Raw genomic sequence first — 26,084 nt, 5'->3', positions numbered from 1 at the left:
GGCGGGCACGGTGTATTGCGCATGCGGCAAGGGCGAGCGGGTGGGCTCCATGTTGTTCACCTTTTTTGTAGGAGCGGCGGAAGGCGCGGGGGGAGACGCGCTAAGTGGTGAAAATAAAAAACGATGGGTAGGTTAGTGTCAAGTTAAACATGACAAGATGTTACGAAATTGAAATATTTATCGGTTTATAGGGGCTTTTGTTCGGTTTTTGCGCGGTTTTTTGCGGTTTTGATCAATTTGAATGTTCGTAAAAATTAACGAATGGTGCCTGCCCTTGAAGGGTTTCAGACGCCTCTGAAAAATGTGTTTTCTCTTTTCGAAGCGGCCATCGTGTTCTGTCGCAGTGGTACTCTTCGCCTCCTGCGTGGCCTTTGTCGCCCAAGAAGCCCTTACGGACAATCGGTTCTATTCATGAAGAAATCAGTTGGCATCCTTTCCGGCCTGGCGATCGCCATTGCCGTCGCAACCACCGCTGGTGCCTGGTACACCGGCAAGCAGCTGCCTGCCGAGCTGGACAACGCCGTTGCCCGCAGCAATGCCGAACTCAAGAAGGCCCTGGTGACCACCGGCGGCAGCATGAGCATCGAGCGCGTGTCGCTGGAGCAGCATTTCTTCAGCAGTACCGCCCAGTATCGGCTCAAGGCCCGCGACATCAACGTGGGTGAGGGCGAGGTGGTGAGTTTCGATGTGGGCGTGACCGACCAGATCGAGCACGGCCCGTTTCCCTGGTCGCGGGTCAAGGCGTTGAAGCTGATGCCGGTGATGGCGGTCAGCAACAGCACCCTGCAGAAGGACGATGCCACCGCAGCGTGGTTCGCTGCCGCAGGCGAGCAGGCCCCGGTCAGCGCACAGACCGCCTTGGGTTACGGAGGCAGTGTGGTCAGCCAGGTCCGGCTGGCGCCGGTCAAGCTCGACGAGGCTGACGGCAACAGCCTCGACTTCTCAGGCATGCAGTTGGAGGTCAGTGGCGACAAGGAAGGCAAGGCTTCGAAGTTCCACGGCCAGGCCGACCGTTTCGTGATGAAGCTTGTGCGCGATGACCAGCCGCCTGCCACGTTCGAACTCAAAGGCCTCAAGGTTGGCGGCAACCTTCAGGCCACCGCGCACGACGCCATCTATGTGGGCAACGTCGACCTGGCGCTGGCCGAAACCAAGGTCACCCTGGGGCCGAAACAGCAGGTGCTGCTGATCAACGGCCTGGAGCAGAATGCTCTGCAAACCCTGGATGGCCCGGATAACGTGGGCGGTCGCGTGGAGTACAAGGTCGGCGACATCACCTGGGATGGCCGTGCGGTGGGCAAGGCGCACATGCTGGTCAGTGTCAATTCGGTCAACGCACCGGCATTGCAGGCGTTGTCGAAGTGGTACCAGTCGCACCTGCCGGAGTTCGAGGCGGCCGCTGCAGCCGGCCAGCCTGTACCGCAGATCCAGATGGACGACGCAGAGAAGGCCCGGTTCCAGGGTGACCTGCGGCAACTGCTGGCCGCCAAGCCCAAGGTGGCGATAGAAAACCTGTCGTTCAAGACCGCCAATGGCGAGAGCCGTTTCAACCTGTCGATGGACTTCGCCGCCCCGGCCAGCTTCGATTTGCCGCCGGACCAGTTGAGCAAGCAGCTGATCTCCGAGGTGAAGAGCAAGCTGTCGCTGTCCAAGCCCATGATGGGTGACCTGGCGACCTTGCAGGCGCTGCTGGATGGCCAGACCGACGCCCAGGCGATTGCCATGCAGTCGAGCCAGGCGGGGGAGATGGTCGGCATGATGGCGCTGCAGAGTGGCTTGGCCACCGTCGAAGGTAATGATGTGGTCAGCAGCCTGCACTATGCCGATGGCATGGTTGATTTCAACGGCAAGAAAATGACCGTGGAAGAGTTCGCCATGCTCATCGCTGCGCACCTGGCAGCCCTGTCGCCGCAGGGGTGATTGATTGAACCTGTGCCGGCCTTGCCCCTGAGGGCAGCGCAGTACCTGTGGGAGCGGGCGTGCCCGCGAAGAGGCCGGTGCAGGCAACACAAAAACCACTTTAGTAATCGCTGGATTGTCTGTAGCCTTCGGCCTCCGATAATAATCCGCGCCCGCAGAGGGTCGTGGCGGCCTGCGTGCCGTCCGGCACCCTTAGCCGATCTGCCAGGGCCGGGTGATACACTCGATTTGACGCGCACACGCGCCTGCAGGTCCAGCGATCATGACCCAGATTTCCGAACGCCTGTTGGTTCAGGCTCACCTCGACGCCAAGCAGCCCAACCCGCTGACAGCCGAGCAGGAGGCCGAATACCGTGCGGCCATCGCTGCAGAGCTCAAGGCTCAGAATGCCGTGCTGGTTGCCCACTATTACTGCGACCCGGTCATCCAGGCCCTGGCTGAAGAAACCGGCGGCTGCGTGTCCGACTCGCTGGAAATGGCCCGCTTCGGCAAGAATCACCCGGCTGAAACGGTGATCGTGGCCGGTGTGCGCTTCATGGGCGAGACCGCGAAAATTCTCACCCCGGAAAAGCGCGTGCTGATGCCGACCCTGGAGGCCACCTGCTCGCTCGACCTGGGCTGCCCGGTGGAAGATTTCTCCGCCTTCTGCGACCAGCACCCTGAGCGCACCGTGGTGGTGTACGCCAACACTTCCGCTGCCGTGAAGGCCCGTGCCGACTGGGTGGTGACTTCAAGCTGCGCGCTGGAAATCGTCGAAAGCCTGATGGACAACGGCGAAACCATCATCTGGGGCCCGGACCAGCACCTGGGTCGTTACATCCAGAAGCAAACCGGTGCCGACATGCTGCTGTGGGACGGTGCCTGCATCGTTCACGAAGAGTTCAAGTCGCGCCAGCTGGCCGACATGAAGGCGCTGTACCCGGACGCAGCGATCCTGGTGCACCCCGAGTCGCCGGAAGCGGTGATCGAACTGGCCGACGCGGTGGGCTCCACCAGCCAGCTGATCAAGGCGGCGCAGACCTTGCCGAACAAGACCTTCATCGTCGCCACCGACCGCGGCATCTTCTACAAGATGCAGCAGCTGTGCCCGGACAAGGAATTCGTCGAAGCCCCCACCGCCGGCAACGGCGCGGCATGCCGCAGCTGTGCGCACTGCCCGTGGATGGCGATGAACACCCTGGAGCGGGTGCTGGATTGCCTGCGCAAAGGGGGCGATGAGATTTTCGTTGACCCGGCGCTGGTGCCCAAGGCGATCAAACCGCTGAACCGCATGCTGGACTTCACCCAGGCGGCGCGCCTGAAGCTGTCCGGTAACGCCTGACGCCAGACCGCGTCGTATTCTTCGCGGGCACGCCCGCTCCCACAGGGACAGCACCGCTTTCAACGACGGTGGAGAACCTGTGGGAGCGGGCGTGCCCGCGAAAGGGCCCTCAGCGCCCCATCATCTCCCGAACCATACGCTGCTGCTCCAGGATCTCCCGCTGGCGCTGGTCGATCTGCGACGCCAGCGGGAAGTTGCCGCCCGCCCGGCGCTTGGCGTAGTCCAGCTGCTGGATCGCCTGGTCAAAGTCCCCCACCAGGGTGAAGTACTCGGCCCGCGCCCGGTGCAAGCCGATGGTATTGCCCGACAAGCCCCGCACTTCAGCCATGTCGTACCACACGTCCGGGTCATCCGGCCGGCTCTTGATCAGCTCGTTCAAAATCTTCTCCGCCTCGGCCGGCTTGTTCTGCTTCACCAGCAAGTCGGCACGCACCTGTTTCAGCGGGTAGTTGCCCGGGTACAGCCCCTGCATCCGCTCGGCCCGCTGCTGCGCGTCGGCCAGGCGGTTGTTGGTGATGTCCAGGTCTATCTGCGCCAGGTTGTAGGTGATGTCGTTGGGGGCCTTGGTCAGCAACGGCTTCAGGTTTTCGCGCGCTTCGTTCAACTGGCCGCCCTTGATCTGCGCCAGCGCCAGGCCATAGCGTGCAGCGTCAAGTTTCGGGTCTTCGTCGAGCTGGGAGCGGAAGCGCTTGGCTGCCAGGCCTGGCGTTTCTTCGTAGGTAAGGGCCACGCGCGCGCGAATCAGCTGATAGCGCTGGCTGTCCTCGACACCGCCCTTGGGCGCCTGTTCGGCACGGTTGCGGGTGTCGGCGATACGCGATTCGGTCACCGGGTGAGTCAGCAGAAATTCCGGCGGCTTGGCGCCGTAGCGGTACTGCTGCGCCAGGCGTTCGAACATGGTGGGCATGTTGCGCGGGTCGTAACCGGCCTTTTCCAGGTTCTGGATACCGATGCGGTCGGCTTCCTGTTCGTTCTGCCGCGAGAAGCGCCGTTGTTCCTGGATTGCCGCGGCCTGGGTGCCGGCAATCATGCCGATACCCGCATCGCCAGCGCCACCGGCAGCCAGCACGATACCCGCGAGTAAAGCCGCCATCATCGGCAGCTGCATGCGTTGCTGGGCTTCGACACCGCGGGCGAAGTGGCGTTGCGACAAGTGCGCCAGTTCGTGCGCCAGCACCGAGGCATACTCGCCTTCCGTGCGGGCATTGAGGAACAGGCCGCCGTTGACCCCGACGATGCCGCCGGGGGCCGCGAAGGCGTTGAGTTCACGGCTGTCGATCAGGATGAATTCCAGGCGCCGGTCCTGCAGCTGGCTGGTTTCGGCCAGGCGGTACACGGTAGTCTCGACGTAGTCCTTGAGCTGCGGGTCGTTCAACTGGTTGACCTGGCCACGCAGCAGGCTCAGCCAGGCACGGCCAAGTTGGTGCTCCTGCTGCGGCGAGACGATCGCAGAGCTGGCGTCACCCAGTGATGGCAGGTCGTCAGCATGGCCGGGAAGGGCCATCAGGCAGGCCAGCGTCAGCAGGGTAGGGCGCAGTAGATTCATGCATGAAGCTCGCGTCGGTCAAAGATACCTACTGTAGCGGGCTCACACGTTGGCGACCAGTGGCGCTATCCTAGCCGACCCTGTCAAGCAGCAACCCGGCAATGCCTTTGGAGAGCCCCGCGATGAGTGACACCCTGACCTGCGACGCCGAACTGGACGCCAGCGGGCTGAATTGCCCTTTGCCGCTGCTCAAGGCCAAGATGGAACTCAATCGCCTGGCCAGTGGCGCGGTACTGAAGGTGATCGCCACCGATGCCGGTTCGCAGCGCGACTTCCGCACTTTCGCCAAGCTGGCCGGTCATACCCTGCTGCAGGAAACGGCTGACGCCGGCACCTATACCTACTGGCTGCGCAAGGCCTGAGTCTTTTCCAAGGATCGTCAATGTTCAAAGTGCTTCGCGACTGGATGCAGCGCTACTTTTCCGATGAGGAGGCGGTGGTGCTGGCGGTCCTGTTGTTCCTGGCTTTTACCGCGGTGCTCACCCTGGGCGGCATGCTCGCGCCGGTGCTGGCGGGCATGGTGCTGGCGTTCCTGATGCAGGGGCTGGTCAATGCCCTGGAGCGGCTGCGGGTACCGACCCGTCTGGCGGTAATGCTGGTCTTCGCCTTGTTCATGGGCGCGCTGGCGGTGTTCATGCTGGTGCTGGTGCCGCTGCTGTGGCACCAGCTGATTACCCTGTTCAACGAGCTGCCGGGCATGCTCGGCAAGTGGCAGTCGTTGCTGTTGCTGCTGCCCGAGCGCTACCCGCACCTGGTGTCGGACGAGCAGGTACTGCACGCCATCGAGTCGGTGCGCGGGGAAATCGGCAAGTTTGGCCAGTGGGCGTTGACCTTTTCGCTGTCGAGCCTGCCGTTGCTGGTCAACGCCATGATCTACCTGGTGCTGGTGCCGATTCTGGTGTTCTTCTTCCTCAAGGACCGCGAACTGATCGGCCGTTGGGTCAGTGGCTACCTGCCCACCCAGCGCGCCTTGCTGAACCGGGTGGGCAGCGAGATGAACCGGCAGATCGCCAACTACATTCGCGGCAAGGGCATCGAAATCCTGATCTGCGGCATTGCCACCTACATCGCCTTCATCAGCCTGGGGCTCAACTACGCCGCGCTGTTGGCGCTGCTGGTGGGGCTGTCGGTGGTGGTGCCGTATGTGGGCGCGGTGGTGGTGACGGTACCGGTGACGCTGATTGCGCTGTTCCAGTGGGGCTGGGGCGACCAGTTCATTTACCTGATGACGGTGTACGCGATCATCCAGGCGCTGGATGGCAACGTGCTGGTACCGCTGCTGTTCTCCGAGGCGGTGAGCTTGCACCCGGTGGCGATCATTTGCGCGGTATTGCTGTTTGGCGGGTTGTGGGGGTTCTGGGGGATCTTCTTCGCCATCCCGCTGGCGACGCTGATCAAGGCCGTGCTGGATGCCTGGCCGCGGCAGGAGCCTAGCGTTTCGCCGCTGCTGTAATTTCTGGGGCTGCTTTGCAGCCCATCGCGACACAAGGCCGCTCCCACATCGACCGGCGGACGCAAGACCTTGTGGGAGCGGCCTTGTGTCGCGATAGGGGCGCAAAGCGCCCCCATCAATCTCAAGCCTTGTTCAAGGCTTGGGCAGCCGCCAACACGGCATCCACATGCCCGGGCACCTTCACCCCACGCCATTCCTGGCGCAGCACACCGTCCTTGTCGATCAGGAAGGTGCTGCGGTCAACGCCCATGTATTCCTTGCCGTACAGCTTCTTCAGCTTGATCACGTCGAACAGCTGGCACAGGGCCTCGTCCTTGTCGCTGATCAGCTCGAACGGGAAGCCTTGCTTGGCCTTGAAGTTCTCGTGCGACTTGATGCCATCGCGCGATACCCCGAACACCACGGTATTGGCTGCGGCAAAGGCGTCATGCTGGTCGCGGAACCCCTGGCCTTGGGTGGTGCAGCCCGGCGTGCTGTCCTTCGGGTAGAAGTACACCACCACTTGCTGGCCCTTGAGCTCGGCCAGGCTGACGGTCTGCCCGCTGGTGGCCTGGGCCTGGAAGTCGGCAACGGGTTGGTCGAGTGCTACAGCCATGGTCGGTTTCCTTACATTGGGTTCTGTGGACGCCATGGCTCGATCAGCGCATCGAGGTTCAGGGCGTCGGCAAAGTCCAGGAACTGGTCACGCAGCCAGCTGATCTGGGTGCCGGCCGGCAGGACCACGGTGAACTGGGCGTTGAGCATGCTGCTGCCAGTCTGCGGCGCCAGGTAGGTGTCGCAGGTCATGGCTTCCAGCTCGACGCGGTGATCGAGGAAGAACTGGCACAGCTCGTTGATGATGTCCGGGCGGTAGGCGGCGCTGACATAAGCCACGTAGGGCAGGGCCTGCGGGCGCACTTCCTGGTCGGCGCTGCGCACCACGTCCAGGGTCAGGCCGTGCTTCTTGCCCAGGCCCGGCAGGGTGGATTCGAGGCGCGCCAGGGCGTCCCAGCTGCCGCCCACCTGCAGCACCAGGGCGCTGGTCTCGCCATGGCGGCTCAGGCGCGAGGTGACCACCGCGCAGCGGTTTTCGACGGCAGCGCGGCTGAGGACGTTGGCCAGTTCCATGGGATTCGGTCCCAGGGCACTGATGACAAGGAATTGTTCGCGGACAGTGGTGGGGGTGGACATGCAGCATTCCTAAAGCGATGAGCGGTCGGTGCAGGACGGTCAAAAGCCTCCTGTCGGCAGGGCCCGGGGCTCGCATGCGAGGTCTTGGACGCTGGCGGGGAGCAAGGTCGACGGCCCGGCGGGCCGCGCTGCACCGATCAAAGGGTCAAGGGTAGCGAAATAAGGCGCCGAGGGGAATGCTCCGCCCGCCTGCTTCGCTTGTGCAAGGTCGATGCCCCCAGTACCATTACCGCTCTCTTTTTCCGGCAGGAGCAGTTACATGATTGCGGGCAGTATGGTGGCATTGGTCACACCCATGGATGCACAAGGGCGTGTTGACTGGGGCAGCCTCGACAAACTTGTAGACTTCCACCTGGAAAACGGCACCCATGCGATCGTCGCTGTCGGCACCACCGGTGAGTCCGCCACGCTGGATGTCGAAGAACACATCCTGGTCATCAAGCACGTGGTCGAGCGCGTCAAGCGCAGCAGCCGCAGCGTACCGGTCATCGCTGGCACCGGTGCCAACTCCACTGCCGAAGCCGTGCACCTGACCCAGAACGCCAAGAGCGCCGGTGCCGACGCCTGCCTGCTGGTCGTGCCGTACTACAACAAGCCGACGCAAGAAGGCCTGTACCAGCACTTCAAGCACATTGCCGAAGCCGTCGACATTGCGCAGATCCTCTACAACGTACCCGGCCGCACCTCCTGCGACATGCAGGCCGAGACCGTGATCCGCCTGTCGACCGTGCCGAACATCATCGGCATCAAGGAAGCCACCGGCGACCTGGTCCGCGCCAAGGCCATCCTCGATGGCGTCAGCAAGGACTTCATCGTCCTGTCCGGCGATGACCCGACTGCCGTCGAGCTGATCCTGATGGGCGGCAAGGGCAACATCTCCGTTACTGCCAACGTCGCCCCGCGCGAAATGGCCGATCTGTGCGAGGCTGCCCTTGAGGGCAATGCCGAGAAGGCCCGCGCGATCAACGAAAAACTCATGCCGCTGCACAAAGACCTGTTCTGCGAAGCCAACCCGATCCCGGTGAAGTTCGCGCTCGTTGAAATGGGCCTGATGCACAAAGGTATTCGCCTGCCACTGACCTGGCTGAGCGAAGGCTGCCACGAAAAAGTCCGTACTGCCTTGCGCCAGTCCGGCGTACTGGTTTAAGAGGAAGTACACCGCATGAAGCGACTGGCTGGTCTTTCCGCCCTTGCCCTGATTATCTCCAGCACCAGTGGGTGTGGCTGGCTGTGGGGCGAGGATGGCTATTTCCGCGACCGCGGCAGCGACTACCTGCAGGCGCACCCGACCGCGCCCATGCAGCTGCCGCAGGACGCCAGCAACGTCAAGCGCCTTGACCCGTTGCTGCCCATTCCGCGTAACGTCGCTGACGACAACGTCGCTGGCGAGTTCGAAGTGCCGCGCCCGCAGCCGTTGACCGGTGGTGCTGCGCAGGTCACCGACTACAGCCTGCAACGCAGCGGCAGCAGCCGTTGGGTACTGGCCCAGCATTCGCCTGCCGAGGTGTGGCCAGTGGCCCGCCAGTTCTTCGAGGACAACGGCTTCCGCATTGCTGAAGAGCGCCCGCAGACCGGTGAATTCAACACCACCTGGCAGCGTTTCGACGAACTGTCGGCATCGCTTGGCCAGCGTCTGGCCAGCACCGCCAGCAGCGGTGACAGCGAAGTGCGCGTCCGTGTGCGCATGGAGCCTGGCGTGCAGCGCAACACCTCCGAAGTGTACGTGGTCAGCGTCGAGCGCCCGGCCGGCAGCACTGCCGAGCCAGGGTTCCCGTCCACGTCCAGCAACACTGGCGCCGATGCCCTGCTGGTCGACGAAATGCTTGCCAGCATGAACCGCAGCGCCGAGAAGGGCGGTTCGGTGTCGTTGCTGGCCGCGCGTGATTTCGACGCGCCAAGCCGCGTCAGCCTCAGCGAAGACGGCAGCGGCAACCCGGTGCTGTACCTGGGCTCCGACCTGGACCGCGCCTGGTCTGGCGTGGGCCGTGCGCTGGAGCAGGGTGGCGAGTGGCGTGTCGAAGACATCAACCGCAGCCTGGGCCTGTACTACATCAACCTGTCGGAAAAGCCTGACGACAAGCAGAACCAGCCTGGCTTCTTCGGCCGCCTGTTCGGCAGCGAGCCGACCAAGGAAGAGCGTGAAGCCCGTGCCGATCGCTATCAGGTTCGCCTGAGCAAGGTGGGTGAGAGCGTGCAGGTCACGGTCGAGAAAAACATCAACACCGTGGCTCCGGCCGATGTCGCCCGCCGCGTGCTGAGCGCCATTCAGGACCACCTGGGCTAAGTGCGCTTCGCGGTACTCGGAAGCGGCAGCCAAGGGAACGGCACGCTGATCGCCAGTGGTGACACGTTCATCCTGGTCGATTGCGGCTTTTCCCTGCGTGAAACCGAGCGGCGCCTGGCGTTGCTCGGCGTCTCGGCGGCCCAGCTCAGCGCGGTGCTGGTCACCCACGAACATGCCGACCACGTGCATGGGGTCGGCTTGCTGTCACGGCGCTACAATGTACCGGTCTACCTCAGCCAAGGCACCTTGCGCGGTATGCGCAAGCCGGTGGAGGTGGCCGGTTTTCTCGCGTGTGGCCAAAACCTGCGTATCGGCAGCCTGGAAGTGACCGCAGCGCGGGTCGAGCACGACGCCTACGAGCCGCTGCAATACGTGATCAGCGACGGCCAGCGGCGCTTCGGCATGCTGACCGACCTGGGCTCGTACGACGCGCTGTTGCTGGAACGTTACCAGGGCCTGGATGCACTGCTGATCGAGGCCAACCACTGCCGCGACCTGCTGGCACGCGGTCACTACCCGGTCTTCCTGAAGCAGCGGGTAGGGGGCATGCAAGGGCATTTGAACAATCACCAGGCCGCGCGCCTGGTACACGAGTTGGGCTGGAGCAACCTGCAACACCTGGTGCTGGCCCACCTCAGCAGCAAGAACAACCTGCCACACTTGGCCCGCCAGTGCTTCGTCGACACCTTAGGGTGCGACCCGGACTGGCTCCAGGTGGCGAATCAGGAACACGGGCTCGACTGGCGCGAAATCGCCTAGCCCAACACCTCAAGCAAGCGGAGCCCAATCATGGAAAAACGCGACGAACTCTACCGCGGCAAGGCCAAATCGGTTTACAAGACCGACGACGCTGACCGCTTGATCCTGCTGTTCCGTAACGACACTTCGGCGTTCGACGGCAAGCGCATCGAACAACTTGACCGCAAAGGCACGGTGAACAACAAGTTCAACGCCTTCATCATGCAAAAACTGGAAGAAGCCGGCGTGCCGACCCAGTTCGACAAGCTGCTGGGCGACAACGAGTGCCTGGTGAAGAAGCTGGACATGATTCCGGTCGAGTGCGTAGTGCGTAACTACGCTGCCGGCAGCCTGGTCAAGCGCCTGGGCGTGGAGGAGGGCATCAAGCTGGAGCCGTCCACCTTCGAACTGTTCCTGAAGAACGACGAGAAGGGCGACCCCTTCATCAACGAATCCCACGTTGTCGCGTTCGGCTGGGGCACCGCCGAGCAGCTGGTCGAAATGAAAAAGCTGTCGCTGAAGGTCAACGAAGTGCTGACCAAGCTGTTTGATGACGCCGGCCTGCTGCTGGTCGACTTCAAGCTGGAGTTCGGTGTATTCCACGGCCAGATCGTGCTGGGCGACGAGTTCAGCCCGGACGGCTGCCGCCTGTGGGACAAAGAAACCCGCAAGAAGATGGACAAGGACCGCTTCCGCCAGGGCCTGGGCGACGTGATCGAAGCCTACGAAGAAGTTGCCAAGCGCCTGGGCGTGCCGCTGTAAGCGGCACGTTCACGCAAGCGCCTGATACCACGCGATTTTTTTTAAAAAAAGGTTTGCGTTTTAAAAGAACGCTGGTATGATGCGCGGCATTGGAGAGATGCCGGAGTGGTCGAACGGGACGGATTCGAAATCCGTTGTACTGGCAACAGTACCTAGGGTTCAAATCCCTATCTCTCCGCCATACATCGAAAAGCCCCGCAGATTAAGATCTGCGGGGTTTTTTCGTTTCTGCATACTTCCACGCTTGGCGTGTGCATACCACGAATGGTCGGTTACCTCACGCGTGTTACCTTCAAGGCTGCTCTCAACGCTTGCTTCATAACCTGATCATCGTTGGCCTTCATGGCTTCTTGCAGAAACGCCTTGATCGTTTCTGGGCTATCGAGAAACCGAGAAGCTTTGAAGCGTTTCGTGTTGCTCAAATCCAAGTCGAGTATTGGCATCTCGGTGCTCATTTTTTCATCATCCCCAATTCAGCATCATCCAGCAGCGCCTTGGCCATCGCGCTCAGGTAGTGCGAAGCCCAGATCAATTTCTGGTCGCCGTCCATCAGGCCGGTGATGATCAGGTCGCGGACGTAGCCCATCAGTTCGGATGCCTGTTCGCGGGCGTCCTGGCAGGGGATGCCGGGTTCGATGCGGAACAGCGGGTGGGTACTGTTTTCGCCTTGGTAGAAGCAGGTCTTGCCGACCGTGGTGGGTTCTTCTGTGTCGTCGGTGGGCATTGTGTTCTCTCCCTGGAATCTTGATTGTCTGGGCTGGCCTCTTCGCGGGCATGCCCGCTCCCACAGGTACTGTGCAGTGCTTGAGAGCTGTGATAACCGTGTGGGAGCGGGCGTGCCCGCGAAGAGGCCCGGCACTGCTAGTGCAAGGTGTAAGGCTCAGTGGGTAAGTACGGCCGCATCTGCAATTGCATCAAGGCCGACTCGACCAGGCTCTGTACCTCCTCCATTTCATGGATCACGGCCTGCATCACGATCGAGCTGTGGGCTGTAGGCTTGAGTTGCACCGATTGGCGGGCGACGGAAAGGGCGCAGAGTACGTACTCTGAGGACTGGACCAGGGTGTCTTGCAATGCCTGAGTGGAATCGAGGGAGTAGGGCGGATCGGGGACTATCTTGCGCATGTAAGCTCCTTGGGTAGTGGAGCTGCCTGGCAACGCTGTCAAACGAATGGAGGCAGCTATACATGGGTTGACAGACCGGTACCCAAGGACCCGGCGCACACGAATGTGCCCCATGTACAGCTGCCATTAAGCGCTGCAACGGAAACTTGAGTAGTCGGCCTGTCAAAGCCGGTCATTGGGTTAGCAACGACAAGCCGAGACTAGAGCGCGACATAATCCGTCGCAAGCGTTTGAGCGGTTTGGCAGTATGTTTGGGAAACGCCCTACAAGGAAGGGGATAATTCTGAGCTCAAGCTGTCGGGCGAACAGGCTTGGTGGGTAGAAAATGGTGAGCGCTAGCGAAATCTACTGATAGATAGCGAAAATCGCTAGACTTCGCTATCTATTGCTATACCCCCGCCATGGGATCTCACAGCGCTCCCACATGTGGGGCTCGTGCCAAGCCTGAAGTAGAGCAGTTTCTCGCAACATTTTGTCTTGAACTGTCAATGGCACCTTGCGCTACAATGCGCTCCTCTAATACGCCTCTCACGCCCAGGCCAAACGCCGTAATGATTACGTGCGCTGGGCGATGACCTCTTCCTGACATGGATTCGTTGGATGCTTCGCGCCGTACTGGTCTTCCTCTACGCCCTTCGTTCGACGGCTAAATTGCCGTTTGCGACCAGTGCTGCCCGCTCACTCATAAAACCGCACAACGTCGAATGCTGTCGCCAGGTCCTGGCTGCGGTACGCGGCTGTGCGCCCCACCGAAAATGGAGTGCTCCACTTGCGTAAGAAATTCGTCGCGTCCCTACTGGCGGTCGCCATCGCTTCCACCACGGCCTGTGCACAGCTCGGGATCAGCAAAGAGCAAGCGGGCACCGTGATCGGTGGCCTGGCCGGTGTGGCCATTGGTTCGACCATGGGCAGCGGCAACGGCAAGATCGCCGCAGCCCTGATCGCCGGTGGCATTGGTGCCTATGTGGGCAACCGCATCGGCCACATGCTGGACGAGAAGGACCAGCAGGCCCTGGCGCTGCGCACCCAGGAGGTGCTGAGCCAGCAGCAGGCTACCGCCAGCGCCCAGCCGGTGACCTGGAAGTCCGACCACTCGGGCGCCACCGCGCAGATCGTGCCGGGTAAGGAATACACCCAGACCAAGAAGGTTGAGGTCAAGCGCGCGCCGAAGATCCAGGCAGTGCCGTCGATGAAGCTGATCAACGAGCCCTACGTGACTGTCAGCGACAACCTGAACGTGCGCGCCGCACCCAACCAGAGCGGCGAAAAAGTCGGCAGCCTGAAAAACCACACCGAGTTCACCGCGGTGGGGTCCACCGGTGACTGGATCCTGGTCGGGCGCAAGGGCGTGACCGTGGGTTACGTGCACAAGAACTACGTCGAGCCCAAGGCCCAGGCCGTGGCCAAACGCGTGACACCGGCGGTGAACCTGGACGACCTGGACGTTGCCGCCAGCAAGGAAACCCAAGGCTTCGACCTGGATTCGGTGCAGTCGCTGCCGACCGAAACGGTCGCCGCCGAAGCCGCCTGCCGCCCGGTCACTGTCAGCCTGAAATCACAAAGCGGGCAGACCGAGCAAGAGCAGAACACCTTCTGCAAACAAGCCAACGGCACCTGGGAACTGATCTGAGGAACTCCATGAAAAAGCACGCGCTCGCGCTGGCTGTGATCGGCGCTTGTGGTCTGGTACCGCAGGCGTTCGCCCATGAGCTGGCCTTCTCGAAGAAAGAAAACATCAAGGTCGAAGTACCTGGGGACGCCACCACCTGGTGTAAACCCGAGGTCGAGATGACCATCACCCGTCCGGCCTGGGACAACCAGGAGCTGCTGTCTGGCCTGCTGACCAAGCTGCCGTTCGTGTTCGCCAAGGACTGCTCGACCGCCAAGGTGAGCTGGAAAGCCGTGGATGCCAAAGGCAACCTCTATGCCAGCGGTTCGGGCAATGCCAGCAACCTGGGCCTGGTGACCCTGGCTGCTGCACCTGCTGCACCTGCTGCACTTGCTGCACCTGCTGCTGTCGCGGCTGCCCCGGCACCCGCTCCGGCTGCGCCAGCTCCGGCACCTGCACCTGCACCTGCACCTGCACCTGCAGAAGCCCCGGCGGCCGTTGCTCCGGCCCCAGCACCTGAGCCGGCTCCTGCGGTAGTTGAATCCGCACCCGCGAAAGTAGAAGCAGCACCTGCTCCTGCTCCTGCTCCTGCTCCTGCTCCTGCGCCAGCCCCGGCCGTTGCCGCAGAGCCCGCACCAGCACCGGCAGCCGAAACCCCGGCCGCGGCACCTGTCGCTCCGCCCGTCCCGGCCCCTGCCGCCGCTGTAGCCGCGGCCCCCACCTCGGACTTCGGCCGCGCCGTGGTCCTGGAAAACCGCAACCTGATGCAGGTAACGGACGGTTCAGGCTGCAAATGGGTACTCAGCCGCGAGGTCATCAGCAACGGTGACACCCTGTCGTTCGGCACCACCCCGGCCATGCCATGCCCGGCGTCTGGCTTTGGCGAAGGCAACTTCGAAAAAATCAGCTGGAAGGCCGTGGGTACTTACCGTGGCGATAACTGGAACCGCGTATACGTTCACCCGAGTGGCTTGATCTTCAACAAGACCTTAGAGCCTGCGGTCAAGGACAAGGCCGTTTCCTACCTCACGGCAGACGCTGGCCAAGCCGCATTCCTGGTTGGCGAGATCCCCAGCCGGCAGATGAAGGTGTATTTGACCTTCACCCGCGGCAGCTACGGCGTGCTGCGCCCGTTCGGCAGCGACCCTTACTACGTGGCAGTAACCCCGGACGAGTCGTTCGCCCTGGATGCGGCCAAGTACAAGGACGCTGCGCTGGAAATCTTTGACCTGATCAAGACCACCTCGCCGACCACCACCGATGTGGCCAACCTGCTCATCGTCAAAGATATTTCGGCGATTACGAGCAACATGTGGGGCAACGACGCGCAGAAGATCACCCGCAACCGCATTGGCATCAGTCGCCAAGGCCTGTTCTTCGATGTGCGAGAAGGCGCGAACTGGGCCGTTCAGCGCGAAGAGCAACGCGTACGTGAGGCGCGCCGGCGTCAGCAAGAACTGGCCAGCGTTCACACCCGGGTGCTGGAGCGTTACCAGCAGTTGCAGGACGGCATGAGCGAGTTCAAGGGGCGCGAAACCGAAGCCCTTGCACAAATGGCCGGCATCAAGGTGCGCTTCGCTTCGCCGCTGGAACAGCAAGACCCGGCAAGCTCGGCCCGCGTGGCGCCGATGATGGTGCATGTCACCGGCAAGAAGGGCGACTTCTACGCCATCGACTTCCCGAGCAAAGGCCGCCTGGTGGCGGACGAGGAATACAGCGAAGGCTGGTACGTGGCCCAAGTGGCCAACGCCACGCCGTACTACCCGCTGGACGATGGCCGCGCCGTGCCGACTTACCGCGCCTACAACGCGGGCGAGCCCCAGGCGTGCAAGCAGGACAAGTGCGCCGACCTCGTGTCGTTCGGCGCCGTGCTGGCCAAGGAATTCCCCAACGCCGGTATCGATTTCAGCTGGACCCCCGAGGTCTCCCAAAAGTACGTGAACGACTGGAACAACGCTTCCGCCATGGTCCAGTGAGGCAAACACCATGATCAAACAGATGAACAAGAAGCAGCTGCTGATTGGCGGTGTGGCCGCAGCGGTGTTGGTGCTCGGCGGTGGTTACGCGATGCTGTCCAGCTCGGGCAAGAAGGCTGCGCTGGCCTACTACGACGACTTCAAGGAGCGCTACTTCCTCGAGGACGTGCTGTCTGAGGGCGACATTTCCTATTCGGCGTTCTCGGGCAACCTGACCGTCGCCGACCCCGAGATCCGCGTCGCTGCGGCGCAGACCAATGGCGCCCAGCAGTTCATGCGCGGCCTGACGAGCCTGATGGAATCGGCGCGCGGTGGCTCGCCCGAAGAGGGCCTTGCGGGTTGGGCCAAGTACCAGCTCAACGTCAGCCGCAATGTTGCCGGCATCTACCTGAAGGCCGATGCGCTGAAGCTGTCCCACGACGGTGACAGCAAGGACGGTACCATTCACATTCAGCTGCTCGGCATGCAGATGGCCAACCCCTTCGTTGCCAACAAGGGCGCCGAGGTGGTGCTGGTGTCAGATGTCAGCGACGAAATCCAGCCGCGTGCCGAGTTGGCCGCCAATGGCCGGGCCACCCAGTCGGACTTCGACTGGGGTAGCAACATGGCGGTGCGCCAGCCAATGACCGGCGCGTTTCTGGTCAGTAGCACGGGTGATTTCGGCACCACGGTAGACGTGGACTTCACCCTCAAACGTTCCAGCGACGGCGAGGGCTCGATGGAGTTCGTCGTGACCCACCGTAACGATGGTTCCAAGGTGGGTGAGATCGTGCGCAAGGCCAAGTTCCAGTCCCTGCCGGAGCTCGACGATGTCGAAACCCAGCTCAAGAGTGCATTGAGCGCCATGCTGATCGGGGCCTACAGCTCGTACAGCGGCCAGGCTGTGCTGGCCGAGGCGGTGAGTGGTTTTGCACGCAAGGCCAAGGTGGAGAATTACACCTTGAGCTACAGTGGCTTCAAACCGCTAAAACAGGCTTACAGCGACTACCAGCAGAATGTACCGAAGGCGAAGTTCGCCGCCTTCTGTGAACAGGTCGGGCTGTCGACGTGGAGCAGTGACTTCGGTGCCAAGGGCAAGAACCACAGCGACTCGGAATGTGCCATCGGGCAGAAGTTGGTCGAGGATGGCAAGTTTGAAGAGCAGTACACCTTCAAGGAAGGCAAGAGCCTGTTTGCGGCGTTGTTCGTGAGCAAGGCGTATCAGCTGGAAACCAATTGACGGGTTGATCGCTGATAAACAAAGCCCCCGGCAACGATGAGTTGCCGGGGGCTTTTTCAATTCTGCGTATCAGGGGTTTCAGCGCATTGCCGCCAGCTTGATGCCGAACCCTACCAGGCAAGCCCCGGCTAGCCGCTCGAAAATATTGGTGATCCGAGGGTTGGCGCGCATGCGTTCGGCCAGCCGGTGGGTCAGCACCACGGCAATCAACCCGTACAGGAACGTCACCACCGCCACCGTGGCGGCCATGAAGCCGAAGGTCACCAGCCCCTGATGCTTCACCGGGTCGATGAACAGCGGGAAGAATGCCATGTAGAACATGATCGCCTTGGGGTTGAGCAGGGTGATCAACATGGTCTGGCGCAGATACTGGCCGTTGTCCATGCGGCTGGCGCGCGGTGCGTCGCCCGGTTTGCTCAGCAGCATGCGCAGGCCCAGGTAGGCCAGGTACGCGGCGCCGGCCCATTGCACCATGTGGAAGGCCGTGGGGTAGGTGGCCAGCAGGGTGGCGACGCCGGCTACCGCCAGCCACAGCAGCACCTGGTCACCCACGATCACCCCGAATGTCGCGGCAAGGCCTGCCTTGATACCGCCCTTGCCGGTGGCGGTGATCAGGGCAAAATTGCCGGGGCCGGGGATGGCCAGAAGAATGATGAAGGCGACGACGAATGCGCCGTAGTCGGTGACGCCGAGCATGGTGAGTTCCTGTTGGGCATGACGAAGGCAGTGCCCTGAACTATCGTCGCCAAAGGCGCGGTTTTCAACCTGTTGTTGCACAATTGCAAAGAACTTGTGCCAGGTGTGGCTTGGATCCAATGCATGGAGTCTGTATCATCCCGCGGCCATCAGAAGATGGCCGAAGATGATTCATTTAAAGGACTTTGTATGAAAAAGCTGTTCAAGGCCACTGTAGCCGTTGCTGTTGTCTCGGGTGTTGCCCTGCTGTCGGGTTGCACTGGCCAAGTTTACAACCAACCGAAAAACTGCACTTACGACTACCTGTTCCACCCTTCGGTTTCCATCTCCAAGATCATCGGTGGCTGCGGCCCAATCGATAAACTGCCTCAGCAGCAGTAATCTTGGCGGTACCCTGATCCCGACGCTTGCGACGTGATCCAAGGCCCCCGGTCATGTAAATGGCCGGGGGCTTTTGTTTGTGGGCCACTTACCAGCGCAGCGACACGGTTCCCAGCAGCGTGCGCTCTTCACCCCAGTAGCAGCGGCCGGCGTTGTTGCAGCCTGCTACATATTCTTTGTCGAACAGGTTGCGGGCATTGACCTCGACCGACCAGTTTTCGTCGATCTCATACCCGACCTTGGCATCCACCAGCGTCACATCGCCGGTATCCAGCTTGCCGTACAGGCTCGCCGGGGTATAAGCGAAGGTGCTGTCGAAGTGGCGCACGCCGCCACCGATCTGCAGGCCTTTGAGCAGGCCGTCACGGAAGCGATACGTGCTCCACACCGAGGCCTGGTTGCGTGGCACGCCGGTCATCTGGTGGTCTTCATACAGCGACCCGGCCACGTCCTTGGTAATGCGCGAATCGGTGTAGGTGTAGGCAGCCGTGAGGTTGAGGTTTTCGCTCAGGTCGCTGTTAAGTTCCAACTCCACGCCCTTGGCCCGGCTGGCACCGATCTGGCGATAGTCACCCACGGCGGAATCGAACAGCACATCGTCTTTCTTGCGCAGGTCGTACACCGACGCAGTAAAGGCGGTGTTCCAGCCTTTGGGTTCGTACTTGATGCCCACTTCGTACTGCTCGCTGGTGGTCGGGTCCAGCGGGCCGCTCTTGCTTTCGGTCTGCTGGGTCGGGGCAAAGGCGGTGGAGTAGCTGAAGTACGGCGACAGGCCGTTTTCGAACTGGTACATCACCCCGGTCTGCCAAGTGAACTTGCTGTCCCAGCTGTCCATGTCGGCTTGCGCGTTAAGGGTACCGGCCTTGTTGCGGAACTGGCTGTTGACCCGGTCCAGTCGCCCGCCCAACAGCAGCACCCAGTTGTCGACCTTGGTTTGCAGCTGGCTGTAGAGGCCGTACATGGTCTGATCAAGCAAGGCGTTCTGCACATGCAGGGGCGTGCTTGGTTTGCCGTTCCAGACCGGGTCGAACACATTGATGGTGCCGCCGTTGCCCGCGTCCCAATCCTGGTTGAACGAGGTGCGATCCAGGCTTGCCCCTACCAGGAAGGTGTGGTCGAACGCACCGCTGATGAAGTGGCCTTCGAACTGGTTGTCCAGCGAGTAGGCGATGGACTTGTTGTAGCGGTCGTAGGCAGTGTTGCCCAGGGTGGTGCCGAAGCCGCCGTTGTTCAGGCTGCCTGGCCACATTTCCTGGCGGTCGATGCGCGACTGCATGTAGCGCGAGTTCTGGCGGAATTGCCAGGTGTCGTTGAAGCGGTGGCTGAACTCGTAGCCCAGGCTCCAGGTTTCCCGTTCGAAGTTGTCCCAGTCCGGGTTGCCGGACAACTGGTCCTTGTCGATCTTGCCGTTGGGGTTGTGCAGCAGGGTGCCGGCGGCCGGGTAACCAAGCTCCATCAAGGTGCGGTCGCGCTGGTAGGTGGCCAGCACGGTCAGGCTGTTGAAGTCGTCGAAATTCAGGGTAAGCGACGGCGCAATGTACATGCGGTCGTCGGGCTGATGGTCGACCTGGGTGTCGGACTTGCGGCCCATCATCACCAGGCGGCCGAGGACATTGCCCTCGTCGGTCAGCGGGCCGGAAACGTCGACACCCAACTGGCGGCGGTTGTGCGAGCCGTAGCTCAGTTGCACTTCGCCGCGCGCTTCGGCGGTAGGCCGCTTGCTTACCAGGTTGACCACGCCACCCGGGGCGTTTTCGCCATACAGGATCGAAGTGGGGCCGCGGAACACTTCAACCCGCTCCAGGCCGTAGGGCTCGCTGCTGGTGTCGTAGCGGTTGCCCTGCACCCGCAGGCCATCGCGCAACAGGCCATAGCCATAGTCGGTGGCGTTGAAGCCACGGATGAAGAACAGGTCACCCGCTTGGCCATCCCCCCCGGCAAACGGTGGGGAGAAAATGCCCGGTACATAGCCCAGCACCTCGGTAAGGGTTTGCGATTGCTGGTCATCCATGCGCTGGCGGGTCACCACCGAAACCGAGCGCGGGGTGTCGGCCAGGGCGCTGCTGGTTTTGCTGGCGGTGGCGCTGGCGACGGCGCGGTAGCCGCTATCGCCCTGGCCGTTGCTGGCGACCAGGGTAGCGGCGTTGATCGAGGTGGCGTCCAGTTGCAGGGCGGTGCCATCGGCAAGCGGTTGCAGCACATAACCCGCGCTGCCTTGGGGCACGGCTTGCAGGCCGCTGCCCTGTAGCAGCCGGGCCAGGCCTTGGGCGACGCTGTAACGGCCTTGCAGCCCTTGGCTGGCCTTGCCGGCGGCCAGTTCGTTGCTGCCGGCCAGGTAGATGCCGGCCTGGCTGCTGAACTGGTTGAGCGCGCTGGTGAGCGAGCCGGGTGCGATGTTGAAGCGGGTTTCGGCGCTGGCCGCCTGTTCGGCGTGGGCCAGGGTTGCCGGCAACATCAGTGGCGCGGCGGCAAAAAGCGAAAGTGGCGCGGCAAGCGCCAGGCGGAACGCGGGGTGGAAGGGCGTCGGCATGCGGGTCTCTGGAATCGGTAGGGTGAGTTGGAAGCGCTATGCCGGGTTAACCGAACGAGATTGGAAAAAGGGAACTGGCTTGGCAGTAATTTTCATTAATGGTCATACACTGCGTCGCCTGCTTCGCGGGCTCGCCCGCTCCCACAGGTACTGCGCCGCCTTCGCGTTCACGCTTGATCTGTGGGAGCGGGCATGCCCGCGAATCAGGCGACACGGTGAATGGCAATGGCTTTACCGGTGTTCAGGTATCAAGCTGGCTCGACGGTTACCCACCACGGCGTAAGCCGCTGTACCCGCACCGGCAACGCCGCTTGCAACAACTCCAGTGCCCGGTCGGTATCGTTGAGCGGGAAGGCCCCCATCACCGAGAGCTGTGCAACGTCCGGGTGCCAACCCAGGTGCCCATGGCGGTAGCGTCCAAGCGTTTGCAGCAGGTGCGCCAAGGGCATGTCTTCGGCATTGAGCCGTCGGTGAATCCACGATTCGCCCGCGCTTTGCGCCGGGCGGGCATTGCTGATGCCCCGGGCGCTGAAGTCCACCTGCTGGCCCGCCGGCACGATGCAGCGCTCGCCGCTTTGAGCCGTGCACACCTCCACGGCGCCCGCGTACACATCCAGCCGGGTGCGTTCCCCCTGCTGGCACACCGCAAAGCGCGTGCCCAGCGCCTGCATGCGCCCTTGCGCTGTGTCGACGAAGAAGGGGCGGCGCGGGTCGTGGGCGGTTTCCACCAGCAGTTCGCCAAAGCGCAGCTTCAGTACCCGGCTGAGTGTGGAGAATTCCATGTCCACAGCACTTTGCGCCCCCAGCCACAACTGGCTGCCATCGGCCAGGCGGGTTTCACGGATTTCACCGATGCCGGTGGCCATGTCGGCATCCCAGCCCGACAACGGGGCACCGTGCCACCCCCGCCAGCCAAGCAGGGCGCTGGCGCCAAGCACCAGCAGCGACTTGAGCCCGGTGCGCCGGCTGAAGCGCCGGGCGTCGTGCTCACGCAATGCCCGGCCCGCCGCTGCGCCTTCGGCCTGCAGCGGGGCAAAACGCTGGCCGACCCGTTGCACATAGTGCCAGGCCGCCTGATGGTCGCCGTGCTGGTCAAACCAGTGCTGCCACTGTGTGCGCAACTGCGGTGCGGCGTTTTCGTCCTGCAACTGCACGTACCAGTGCGCGGCCTGTTGCAGGCTGGCGTGGCTGAGTTTTTGCGCGGGCGCGGTCATGGCGTCACTCCACCAGCAAGCCGTCGAGTTCGGCTTCGAGAATGGCGCAATGCAGAAACGCCTGGGCCAGGTACTTCTTGATCATGCGTTCACTCACCCCTACGTGTGCGGCAATATCGCGGTAGGCCAGGCCATCGACCTGCGCCAGCAGGAATGCCTGGCGCACCTTGCTCGGCAAACGCAGCAACATGGCGTCCACCTCGTGCAGGGTCTCGACAATGATTGCGCGCTGTTCGGGGGAGGGCTGCAGTGCCTCGGGCTGCAAGGCCAGCTGCTGCAACCAGGCCTGTTCCAGCTTCTGCCGGCGCCAGTGGTCCACGCACAGGCCGCGGGCGATGGTGGCCAGGTACGAGCGCTCGCCGCGTTCGCCATCGAACTGCCTTGGGCGGTTGAGGATGCGCACGAAGGTGTCCTGCACAAGGTCCGCGGCATCGCAGCGGCTGCCCAGGCGGCGGTACAGAAAGCCGAGCAACCAGCGCGAGTGGCTGTGGTACAGGGTATGGAGCGAGGTGTTCAACTCTGGGATCGAAACCACGGCGGCATCCGGCGCGAACGCATACTGGTGCGAATGAGAAATGATCGCGATAGTAGGGGCGCCGGGAAAATACTGCAATCACTGCAAAGCTTGCCGGTATTCCCTGGGACAACCCGTCACGTTGACGCGAGGGCCGGCAATTTGTTTGCGCTGGCATTTCGGATACAATCAGAAAAACGATTCAGCCCTGTCGGTCAATTCGACAAAAGGCCGAATCGTTTTCTGGTTCTCTGGCTGCCGAACAATGATCAACAACAAGCCTGCGCTGAAGAACAAGGAACACCTGGGCCAGCCACAGGCCCTCCCTCCGTTCTCCTGACTGGAATTGATCAATGTTCAAGAAAGCTGGCAAGACCTTGCTGGGTCTGGCTGTCGCTGCAAGCTTCATGCAAGCGCATGCCGCAGAAACCAAAAAAGTAGACGTGCTGCTGGTTGGCGGCGGCATCATGAGCTCCACCCTGGCTGTGTGGCTGCACGAGCTGGAGCCAAGCTGGTCGATGGAAATGGTCGAGCGCCTGGACGGTGTGGCTGAAGAAAGCTCCAACGGCTGGAACAACGCCGGTACCGGCCACTCCGCGCTGGCCGAGCTGAACTACACCCCGGAAGACAAAGACGGCAACGTCAACATCACCAAGGCCATCGAAATCAACGAAGCCTTCCAGATCTCCCGTCAGTTCTGGGCCTGGCAGGTCCGCCAGGGTGTGTTGAAGAACCCGCACTCGTTCATCAACACCACGCCGCACATGAGCTTCGTGTGGGGCGATGACAACATCAAGTTCCTGAAAAAGCGTTACGACGCGCTGCAGACCAGCCCGCTGTTCCGCCCGATGCAGTACTCCGAGGACCACGCGCAGATCGCCAAGTGGGTCCCGCTGATGATGGAAGGCCGCGACCCGAACCAGAAGCTGGCCGTGACCTGGACGCCAATCGGCACCGACGTCAACTTTGGCGAGATCACCCGCCAGATGGTTGGCCACCTGAAGACCCAGGACAAGTTCGACCTGAAGCTGTCCAGCGAAGTGCAGGACATCACCCGCAACAAGGACGGCTCCTGGCACGTCGAGTACAAGAACCTGAAGGACGGTACCGAATCGGCTACCGACGCCAAGTTCCTGTTCATCGGTGCCGGCGGCGGCGCACTGAAGTTGCTGCAGAAGTCGGGCATTCCTGAAGCCAAGGAATACGCAGGCTTCCCGGTGGGCGGCTCGTTCCTGGTGACCGAGAACCCGACCGTGGCCATGCAGCACATGGCCAAGGCCTACGGCATTGCTTCGACCGGCGCGCCACCCATGTCGGTACCGCACCTGGACACCCGCGTGCTGGACGGCAAGCGCGTGATCCTGTTTGGCCCGTTCGCCACCTTCTCGACCAAGTTCCTGAAGAACGGCTCGTACCTGGACCTGCTGAGCAGCACCACCACCCACAACGTGTGGCCGATGACCAAGGTCGGTATCGAGCAGTACCCGCTGGTGGAGTACCTCGCTGGCCAACTGATGCTGTCTGACGATGACCGCTTCGAAGCCCTGCGTACCTACTTCCCGAATGCCAAGAAGGAAGACTGGCGCCTGTGGCAGGCCGGCCAGCGTGTGCAGATCATCAAGCGTGATGCCGAGAAGGGCGGCGTGCTGAAGCTGGGCACCGAAGTGGTCGCGTCCGAAGACCGTACCATTGCCGGCCTGCTGGGTGCATCGCCAGGTGCCTCGACTGCTGCGCCGATCATGCTGACCGTGCTGGAAACCGTGTTCAAGGAAAAGGTCGCTACCCCAGAGTGGCAGGCCAAGATCAAAGAGATCGTGCCGAGCTACGGCACCAAGCTGAACGATTCGGCGGCGGCCACCCAGAAAGAGTGGAACTACACCGCTGAAGTGCTGCAGCTGGAGAAACCGCCGGTGATCGACGCCAGCGTTGACTTCGGTGGCGCGGCGAGCGAGCCGGTTGAAAGCAAGCCTGAGAACGACATGGCGCTGTAATCGGCCATTGTTGTGACCAGAAGCCACGGGGGAAACCTCGTGGCTTTTTTGTTGCCTGCTCGGGCCTCTTCGCAGCACAAGGCTGCTCCTACAGGTTCGTGCTGTATCTGTAGGAGCAGCCTTGTGCTGCGAAGAGGCCGGCAAAGGAAACCACTGATCAGAAACTACAAACCAGGGCAATAAAAACATATTTTGATGCTTAAATTAATATTGTCAGTCGATCCCCTCCAGGAGGGTGCCGTCATGAACATCAAGATTGCCGCCTTACTGCTGCTCGCCCTGTGCGCCCAGCCGGCATGGAGCCAGAGCTACTCCACCTCAAGCCCCGCCGCCCAACCCGCATCAGCCGCCGCATCAACCACCCGCATGGCCCTGCGCGACCTGTGGGTCGAGCACATATTCTGGGTGCGCAACTACGCTGTCGCCAACCAGGCCGGCAACGCCAAACAGGCGGAAGTCGCCGCCAATGAAGTCGTCAGCGACGCCACCCGAATCGCCAACAGCATCGCGCCGTTGTATGGCCAACCCGCCGCCGACCAGTTGCTGAAACTGCTGGCTGGCCACTGGGGTGCCATCAAGCATTACAGCGACGCCACCGTGGGCAAGGACAAGCAGGGCCAACAGGCCGCCGTCGATGAGCTGACCAGCAATGCCAAGGCCCTCGCGGCATTTCTGGCCAAGGCCAACCCGAACCTGCCCGAACCGACCCTGCTGACGCTGCTCAGTGCCCATGGCGGCCACCATGTGGCGCAGATCGACCAGCTGGCGGCGGGGGACTACGCGGGCGAGGCGCGTACCTGGGGGATGATGCGTGAGCATATCCTGACCTTGTCCGACGCCCTGGCCGCAGCGCTGGTCAAACAGTTCCCGGACAAGTTCTGATGCTCGAAGGCCTGGGCCGTACCCAACAGGACCTGCTCCACGCGTTGTTGCATCAGCCAGCCGGTATGAGCATCGACGACCTGGCGCAGGGCCTGGCCATCACCCGCACGGCCGTGCGCCAGCACCTGGCCGCGCTGGCGCGTGATGGCCTGGTCAAACGCGGCGCTACCCGGCCTACCGGGCGGCGCCACATTCCCCCCGCCAGTACCCGCTGCTGGCCAACCTGCTGATCGGTGAAGTGGCGGGCTTGCTGGGCCAAGAGGCATTGCTGGCGCTGATGCGGCAGCTGGGGCGCAAGTTGGCCGCAGACCTGGAGCATGAGGTGGTGGATGAAGCCCGCATCGTCGCGCATATGAACAATGCCGGGTACGAGGCACAGGTGTTCTTCCGTTCGGCCGGGGAGCCGCAGATCGTCGCGCACAATTGCGTGTTCCATCACCTGGCCAAGGCGCACCCGGTGGTGTGCGAGCTGGATTTGGCGCTGATCGGGGCTTTGGGTGGGGCCGAGGTGAGCCATGAGGAATGCATGCTCAGGGGCGGGCAGGTGTGCCGGTTCGCCCTAACCAAGAAAGAAGATTGATGATGCCTGTGCTGGCCTCTTCGCGGGTAAACCCGCTTGTGTCTTGGAGAGGGAATAGAATCTGAAGTGAGAGCGGTGAATGGCAAGCTGATAACCCGAGGTGCCCAGAGCACGTGTGGGAGCAAAAGCTGCCATTCACCGTTCCACTTTGGCGAGAGCCCGAACAGTTGGAT

General features: G+C 62.2%; 23 protein-coding genes, 1 tRNA gene and 2 pseudogenes. 16 read left to right on the top strand and 10 right to left on the bottom strand.

What is annotated here, in order from left to right:
- Positions 1 to 411: 411 nt before the first annotated feature.
- Both AK81_RS20460 and nadA read left to right on the top strand, forming a co-directional pair.
- The gene (locus AK81_RS20460) at positions 412 to 1,920 is read left to right on the top strand and encodes a YdgA family protein (protein WP_043201896.1); all 1,509 of its coding nucleotides are present in this window, start codon (positions 412 to 414) and stop codon (positions 1,918 to 1,920) included.
- A 262-nt stretch (positions 1,921 to 2,182) separates the two neighbouring features.
- Positions 2,183 to 3,241, top strand: coding sequence for a quinolinate synthase NadA (gene nadA / locus AK81_RS20455; RefSeq protein WP_043201894.1), 1,059 nt, complete (start codon positions 2,183 to 2,185; stop codon positions 3,239 to 3,241).
- A 109-nt stretch (positions 3,242 to 3,350) separates the two neighbouring features.
- Here the strand turns inward: nadA and AK81_RS20450 are convergent, their stop codons facing one another.
- Positions 3,351 to 4,787, bottom strand: coding sequence for a M48 family metalloprotease (locus AK81_RS20450; protein ID WP_043201893.1), 1,437 nt, complete (start codon positions 4,785 to 4,787; stop codon positions 3,351 to 3,353).
- A gap of 122 nt (positions 4,788 to 4,909) precedes the next feature.
- Here AK81_RS20450 and AK81_RS20445 point away from each other — a divergent pair, with 122 nt between their 5' ends.
- Positions 4,910 to 5,149, top strand: coding sequence for a sulfurtransferase TusA family protein (locus AK81_RS20445; RefSeq protein ID WP_016488641.1), 240 nt, complete (start codon positions 4,910 to 4,912; stop codon positions 5,147 to 5,149).
- A gap of 20 nt (positions 5,150 to 5,169) precedes the next feature.
- Complete coding sequence (locus AK81_RS20440; protein WP_043201891.1) at positions 5,170 to 6,240, top strand: AI-2E family transporter; 1,071 nt, start codon at positions 5,170 to 5,172, stop codon at positions 6,238 to 6,240.
- Between the two features lie 121 nt (positions 6,241 to 6,361).
- On the opposite strand, the gene AK81_RS20435 is transcribed toward AK81_RS20440, so the two are convergent.
- Both AK81_RS20435 and AK81_RS20430 read right to left on the bottom strand, forming a co-directional pair.
- Complete coding sequence (locus AK81_RS20435) at positions 6,362 to 6,835, bottom strand: peroxiredoxin (RefSeq protein WP_019473798.1); 474 nt, start codon at positions 6,833 to 6,835, stop codon at positions 6,362 to 6,364.
- A gap of 11 nt (positions 6,836 to 6,846) precedes the next feature.
- Entirely contained in the window at positions 6,847 to 7,410 is a 564-nt protein-coding gene (locus AK81_RS20430) for a glycine cleavage system protein R (RefSeq protein WP_043201888.1), read from the bottom strand.
- 259 nt (positions 7,411 to 7,669) lie between these two features.
- Here AK81_RS20430 and dapA point away from each other — a divergent pair, with 259 nt between their 5' ends.
- The 5 genes from dapA to AK81_RS20405 all read left to right on the top strand — a co-directional run bounded on the left by dapA (position 7,670) and on the right by AK81_RS20405 (position 11,375).
- Positions 7,670 to 8,557 carry a 4-hydroxy-tetrahydrodipicolinate synthase gene (gene dapA / locus AK81_RS20425; RefSeq protein WP_043201887.1) on the top strand — a complete coding sequence of 296 codons (888 nt, stop codon included), beginning with the start codon at positions 7,670 to 7,672 and terminating at the stop codon, positions 8,555 to 8,557.
- Between the two features lie 15 nt (positions 8,558 to 8,572).
- The gene (gene bamC, locus AK81_RS20420) at positions 8,573 to 9,694 is read left to right on the top strand and encodes an outer membrane protein assembly factor BamC (protein WP_043201885.1); all 1,122 of its coding nucleotides are present in this window, start codon (positions 8,573 to 8,575) and stop codon (positions 9,692 to 9,694) included.
- Positions 9,695 to 10,453, top strand: a complete 759-nt coding sequence (locus tag AK81_RS20415; protein WP_043201883.1) for an MBL fold metallo-hydrolase — start codon at positions 9,695 to 9,697, stop codon at positions 10,451 to 10,453.
- A 30-nt stretch (positions 10,454 to 10,483) separates the two neighbouring features.
- Positions 10,484 to 11,194 (top strand): phosphoribosylaminoimidazolesuccinocarboxamide synthase, encoded by a 711-nt coding sequence (purC, locus tag AK81_RS20410; protein WP_016498342.1) that lies wholly within the window; start codon positions 10,484 to 10,486, stop codon positions 11,192 to 11,194.
- Positions 11,195 to 11,285: 91 nt separating this feature from the next.
- Positions 11,286 to 11,375 (top strand) — tRNA-Ser (locus AK81_RS20405).
- A 97-nt stretch (positions 11,376 to 11,472) separates the two neighbouring features.
- Here the strand turns inward: AK81_RS20405 and AK81_RS20400 are convergent.
- The 3 genes and pseudogenes from AK81_RS20400 to AK81_RS20390 all read right to left on the bottom strand — a co-directional run.
- A pseudogene (locus AK81_RS20400) lies at positions 11,473 to 11,649 on the bottom strand (addiction module antidote protein); the annotation flags it as partial.
- A complete protein-coding gene (locus AK81_RS20395) occupies positions 11,646 to 11,918 on the bottom strand; it encodes a DUF3077 domain-containing protein (protein ID WP_043201881.1) in 273 nt (90 codons plus the stop codon). The gene AK81_RS20395 and the pseudogene AK81_RS20400, both read right to left, overlap by 4 nt.
- A 137-nt stretch (positions 11,919 to 12,055) precedes the next feature.
- Entirely contained in the window at positions 12,056 to 12,319 is a 264-nt protein-coding gene (locus AK81_RS20390) for a hypothetical protein (RefSeq protein WP_043201879.1), read from the bottom strand.
- A gap of 769 nt (positions 12,320 to 13,088) precedes the next feature.
- On the opposite strand from AK81_RS20390, the gene AK81_RS20385 reads away from it, so the two are divergent.
- Genes AK81_RS20385 through AK81_RS20375 form a run of 3 tightly spaced genes read left to right on the top strand, consistent with a single transcriptional unit; the run spans position 13,089 to position 17,123 of the window.
- Positions 13,089 to 13,949 carry an SH3 domain-containing protein gene (locus tag AK81_RS20385; protein ID WP_043201877.1) on the top strand — a complete coding sequence of 287 codons (861 nt, stop codon included), beginning with the start codon at positions 13,089 to 13,091 and terminating at the stop codon, positions 13,947 to 13,949.
- An 8-nt stretch (positions 13,950 to 13,957) separates the two neighbouring features.
- Complete coding sequence (locus AK81_RS20380) at positions 13,958 to 15,904, top strand: hypothetical protein (RefSeq protein ID WP_043201875.1); 1,947 nt, start codon at positions 13,958 to 13,960, stop codon at positions 15,902 to 15,904.
- A 10-nt stretch (positions 15,905 to 15,914) separates the two neighbouring features.
- Positions 15,915 to 17,123: a hypothetical protein gene (locus AK81_RS20375; RefSeq protein WP_043201874.1), complete on the top strand. Its 1,209-nt coding sequence runs from the start codon at positions 15,915 to 15,917 to the stop codon at positions 17,121 to 17,123.
- Positions 17,124 to 17,201: 78 nt separating this feature from the next.
- On the opposite strand, the gene AK81_RS20370 is transcribed toward AK81_RS20375, so the two are convergent.
- Positions 17,202 to 17,819 carry a LysE family transporter gene (locus AK81_RS20370; RefSeq protein ID WP_043201872.1) on the bottom strand — a complete coding sequence of 206 codons (618 nt, stop codon included), beginning with the start codon at positions 17,817 to 17,819 and terminating at the stop codon, positions 17,202 to 17,204.
- 189 nt (positions 17,820 to 18,008) lie between these two features.
- Between AK81_RS20370 and AK81_RS20365 the strand changes: the two genes are divergently transcribed.
- Positions 18,009 to 18,200, top strand: a complete 192-nt coding sequence (locus AK81_RS20365; RefSeq protein WP_003254720.1) for a YhfL family protein — start codon at positions 18,009 to 18,011, stop codon at positions 18,198 to 18,200.
- 88 nt (positions 18,201 to 18,288) lie between these two features.
- Here the strand turns inward: AK81_RS20365 and AK81_RS20360 are convergent, their stop codons facing one another.
- From AK81_RS20360 to AK81_RS20350, 3 genes are all read right to left on the bottom strand, one after another.
- Entirely contained in the window at positions 18,289 to 20,730 is a 2,442-nt protein-coding gene (locus AK81_RS20360; protein ID WP_043201871.1) for a TonB-dependent siderophore receptor, read from the bottom strand.
- A gap of 248 nt (positions 20,731 to 20,978) precedes the next feature.
- On the bottom strand, positions 20,979 to 21,944 hold the full coding sequence (locus AK81_RS20355) for a FecR domain-containing protein (protein WP_043201870.1): 966 nt from the start codon (positions 21,942 to 21,944) through the stop codon (positions 20,979 to 20,981).
- A 4-nt stretch (positions 21,945 to 21,948) separates the two neighbouring features.
- The gene (locus AK81_RS20350; RefSeq protein WP_043201868.1) at positions 21,949 to 22,479 is read right to left on the bottom strand and encodes a sigma-70 family RNA polymerase sigma factor; all 531 of its coding nucleotides are present in this window, start codon (positions 22,477 to 22,479) and stop codon (positions 21,949 to 21,951) included.
- A gap of 332 nt (positions 22,480 to 22,811) precedes the next feature.
- Here AK81_RS20350 and mqo point away from each other — a divergent pair, with 332 nt between their 5' ends.
- The 3 genes and pseudogenes from mqo (at position 22,812) to AK81_RS20335 (ending at position 25,911) form a co-directional block, all read left to right on the top strand.
- Positions 22,812 to 24,449 carry a malate dehydrogenase (quinone) gene (gene mqo, locus AK81_RS20345; RefSeq protein WP_043201867.1) on the top strand — a complete coding sequence of 546 codons (1,638 nt, stop codon included), beginning with the start codon at positions 22,812 to 22,814 and terminating at the stop codon, positions 24,447 to 24,449.
- A gap of 243 nt (positions 24,450 to 24,692) precedes the next feature.
- A complete protein-coding gene (locus tag AK81_RS20340; protein WP_043201866.1) occupies positions 24,693 to 25,331 on the top strand; it encodes a hypothetical protein in 639 nt (212 codons plus the stop codon).
- Positions 25,331 to 25,911 (top strand): annotated as a pseudogene (locus tag AK81_RS20335) (helix-turn-helix transcriptional regulator). Before AK81_RS20340 ends, AK81_RS20335 begins: the two are co-directional and overlap by 1 nt.
- Positions 25,912 to 26,084 lie beyond the last annotated feature (173 nt).

This window comes from Pseudomonas putida W15Oct28, assembly GCF_000708715.2.
GTDB classification, from domain to species: Bacteria; Pseudomonadota; Gammaproteobacteria; order Pseudomonadales; family Pseudomonadaceae; genus Aquipseudomonas; species Aquipseudomonas putida_R.
The sequence above is the reverse complement of the archived record's forward strand: the minus strand, read 5'-3'. Positions and strand labels throughout refer to the sequence as shown.

Coding starts and splice junctions, on each gene's coding strand:
- AK81_RS20460 (WP_043201896.1), top strand. CDS start 412: ATGAAGAAATCAGTTGGCATCCTTTCCGGCCTGGCGATCGCCATTGCC.
- nadA (WP_043201894.1), top strand. CDS start 2,183: ATGACCCAGATTTCCGAACGCCTGTTGGTTCAGGCTCACCTCGACGCC.
- AK81_RS20450 (WP_043201893.1), bottom strand. CDS start 4,787: ATGAATCTACTGCGCCCTACCCTGCTGACGCTGGCCTGCCTGATGGCC.
- AK81_RS20445 (WP_016488641.1), top strand. CDS start 4,910: ATGAGTGACACCCTGACCTGCGACGCCGAACTGGACGCCAGCGGGCTG.
- AK81_RS20440 (WP_043201891.1), top strand. CDS start 5,170: ATGTTCAAAGTGCTTCGCGACTGGATGCAGCGCTACTTTTCCGATGAG.
- AK81_RS20435 (WP_019473798.1), bottom strand. CDS start 6,835: ATGGCTGTAGCACTCGACCAACCCGTTGCCGACTTCCAGGCCCAGGCC.
- AK81_RS20430 (WP_043201888.1), bottom strand. CDS start 7,410: ATGTCCACCCCCACCACTGTCCGCGAACAATTCCTTGTCATCAGTGCC.
- dapA (WP_043201887.1), top strand. CDS start 7,670: ATGATTGCGGGCAGTATGGTGGCATTGGTCACACCCATGGATGCACAA.
- bamC (WP_043201885.1), top strand. CDS start 8,573: ATGAAGCGACTGGCTGGTCTTTCCGCCCTTGCCCTGATTATCTCCAGC.
- purC (WP_016498342.1), top strand. CDS start 10,484: ATGGAAAAACGCGACGAACTCTACCGCGGCAAGGCCAAATCGGTTTAC.
- AK81_RS20395 (WP_043201881.1), bottom strand. CDS start 11,918: ATGCCCACCGACGACACAGAAGAACCCACCACGGTCGGCAAGACCTGC.
- AK81_RS20390 (WP_043201879.1), bottom strand. CDS start 12,319: ATGCGCAAGATAGTCCCCGATCCGCCCTACTCCCTCGATTCCACTCAG.
- AK81_RS20380 (WP_043201875.1), top strand. CDS start 13,958: ATGAAAAAGCACGCGCTCGCGCTGGCTGTGATCGGCGCTTGTGGTCTG.
- AK81_RS20375 (WP_043201874.1), top strand. CDS start 15,915: ATGATCAAACAGATGAACAAGAAGCAGCTGCTGATTGGCGGTGTGGCC.
- AK81_RS20370 (WP_043201872.1), bottom strand. CDS start 17,819: ATGCTCGGCGTCACCGACTACGGCGCATTCGTCGTCGCCTTCATCATT.
- AK81_RS20365 (WP_003254720.1), top strand. CDS start 18,009: ATGAAAAAGCTGTTCAAGGCCACTGTAGCCGTTGCTGTTGTCTCGGGT.
- AK81_RS20360 (WP_043201871.1), bottom strand. CDS start 20,730: ATGCCGACGCCCTTCCACCCCGCGTTCCGCCTGGCGCTTGCCGCGCCA.
- AK81_RS20355 (WP_043201870.1), bottom strand. CDS start 21,944: ATGACCGCGCCCGCGCAAAAACTCAGCCACGCCAGCCTGCAACAGGCC.
- mqo (WP_043201867.1), top strand. CDS start 22,812: ATGTTCAAGAAAGCTGGCAAGACCTTGCTGGGTCTGGCTGTCGCTGCA.
- AK81_RS20340 (WP_043201866.1), top strand. CDS start 24,693: ATGAACATCAAGATTGCCGCCTTACTGCTGCTCGCCCTGTGCGCCCAG.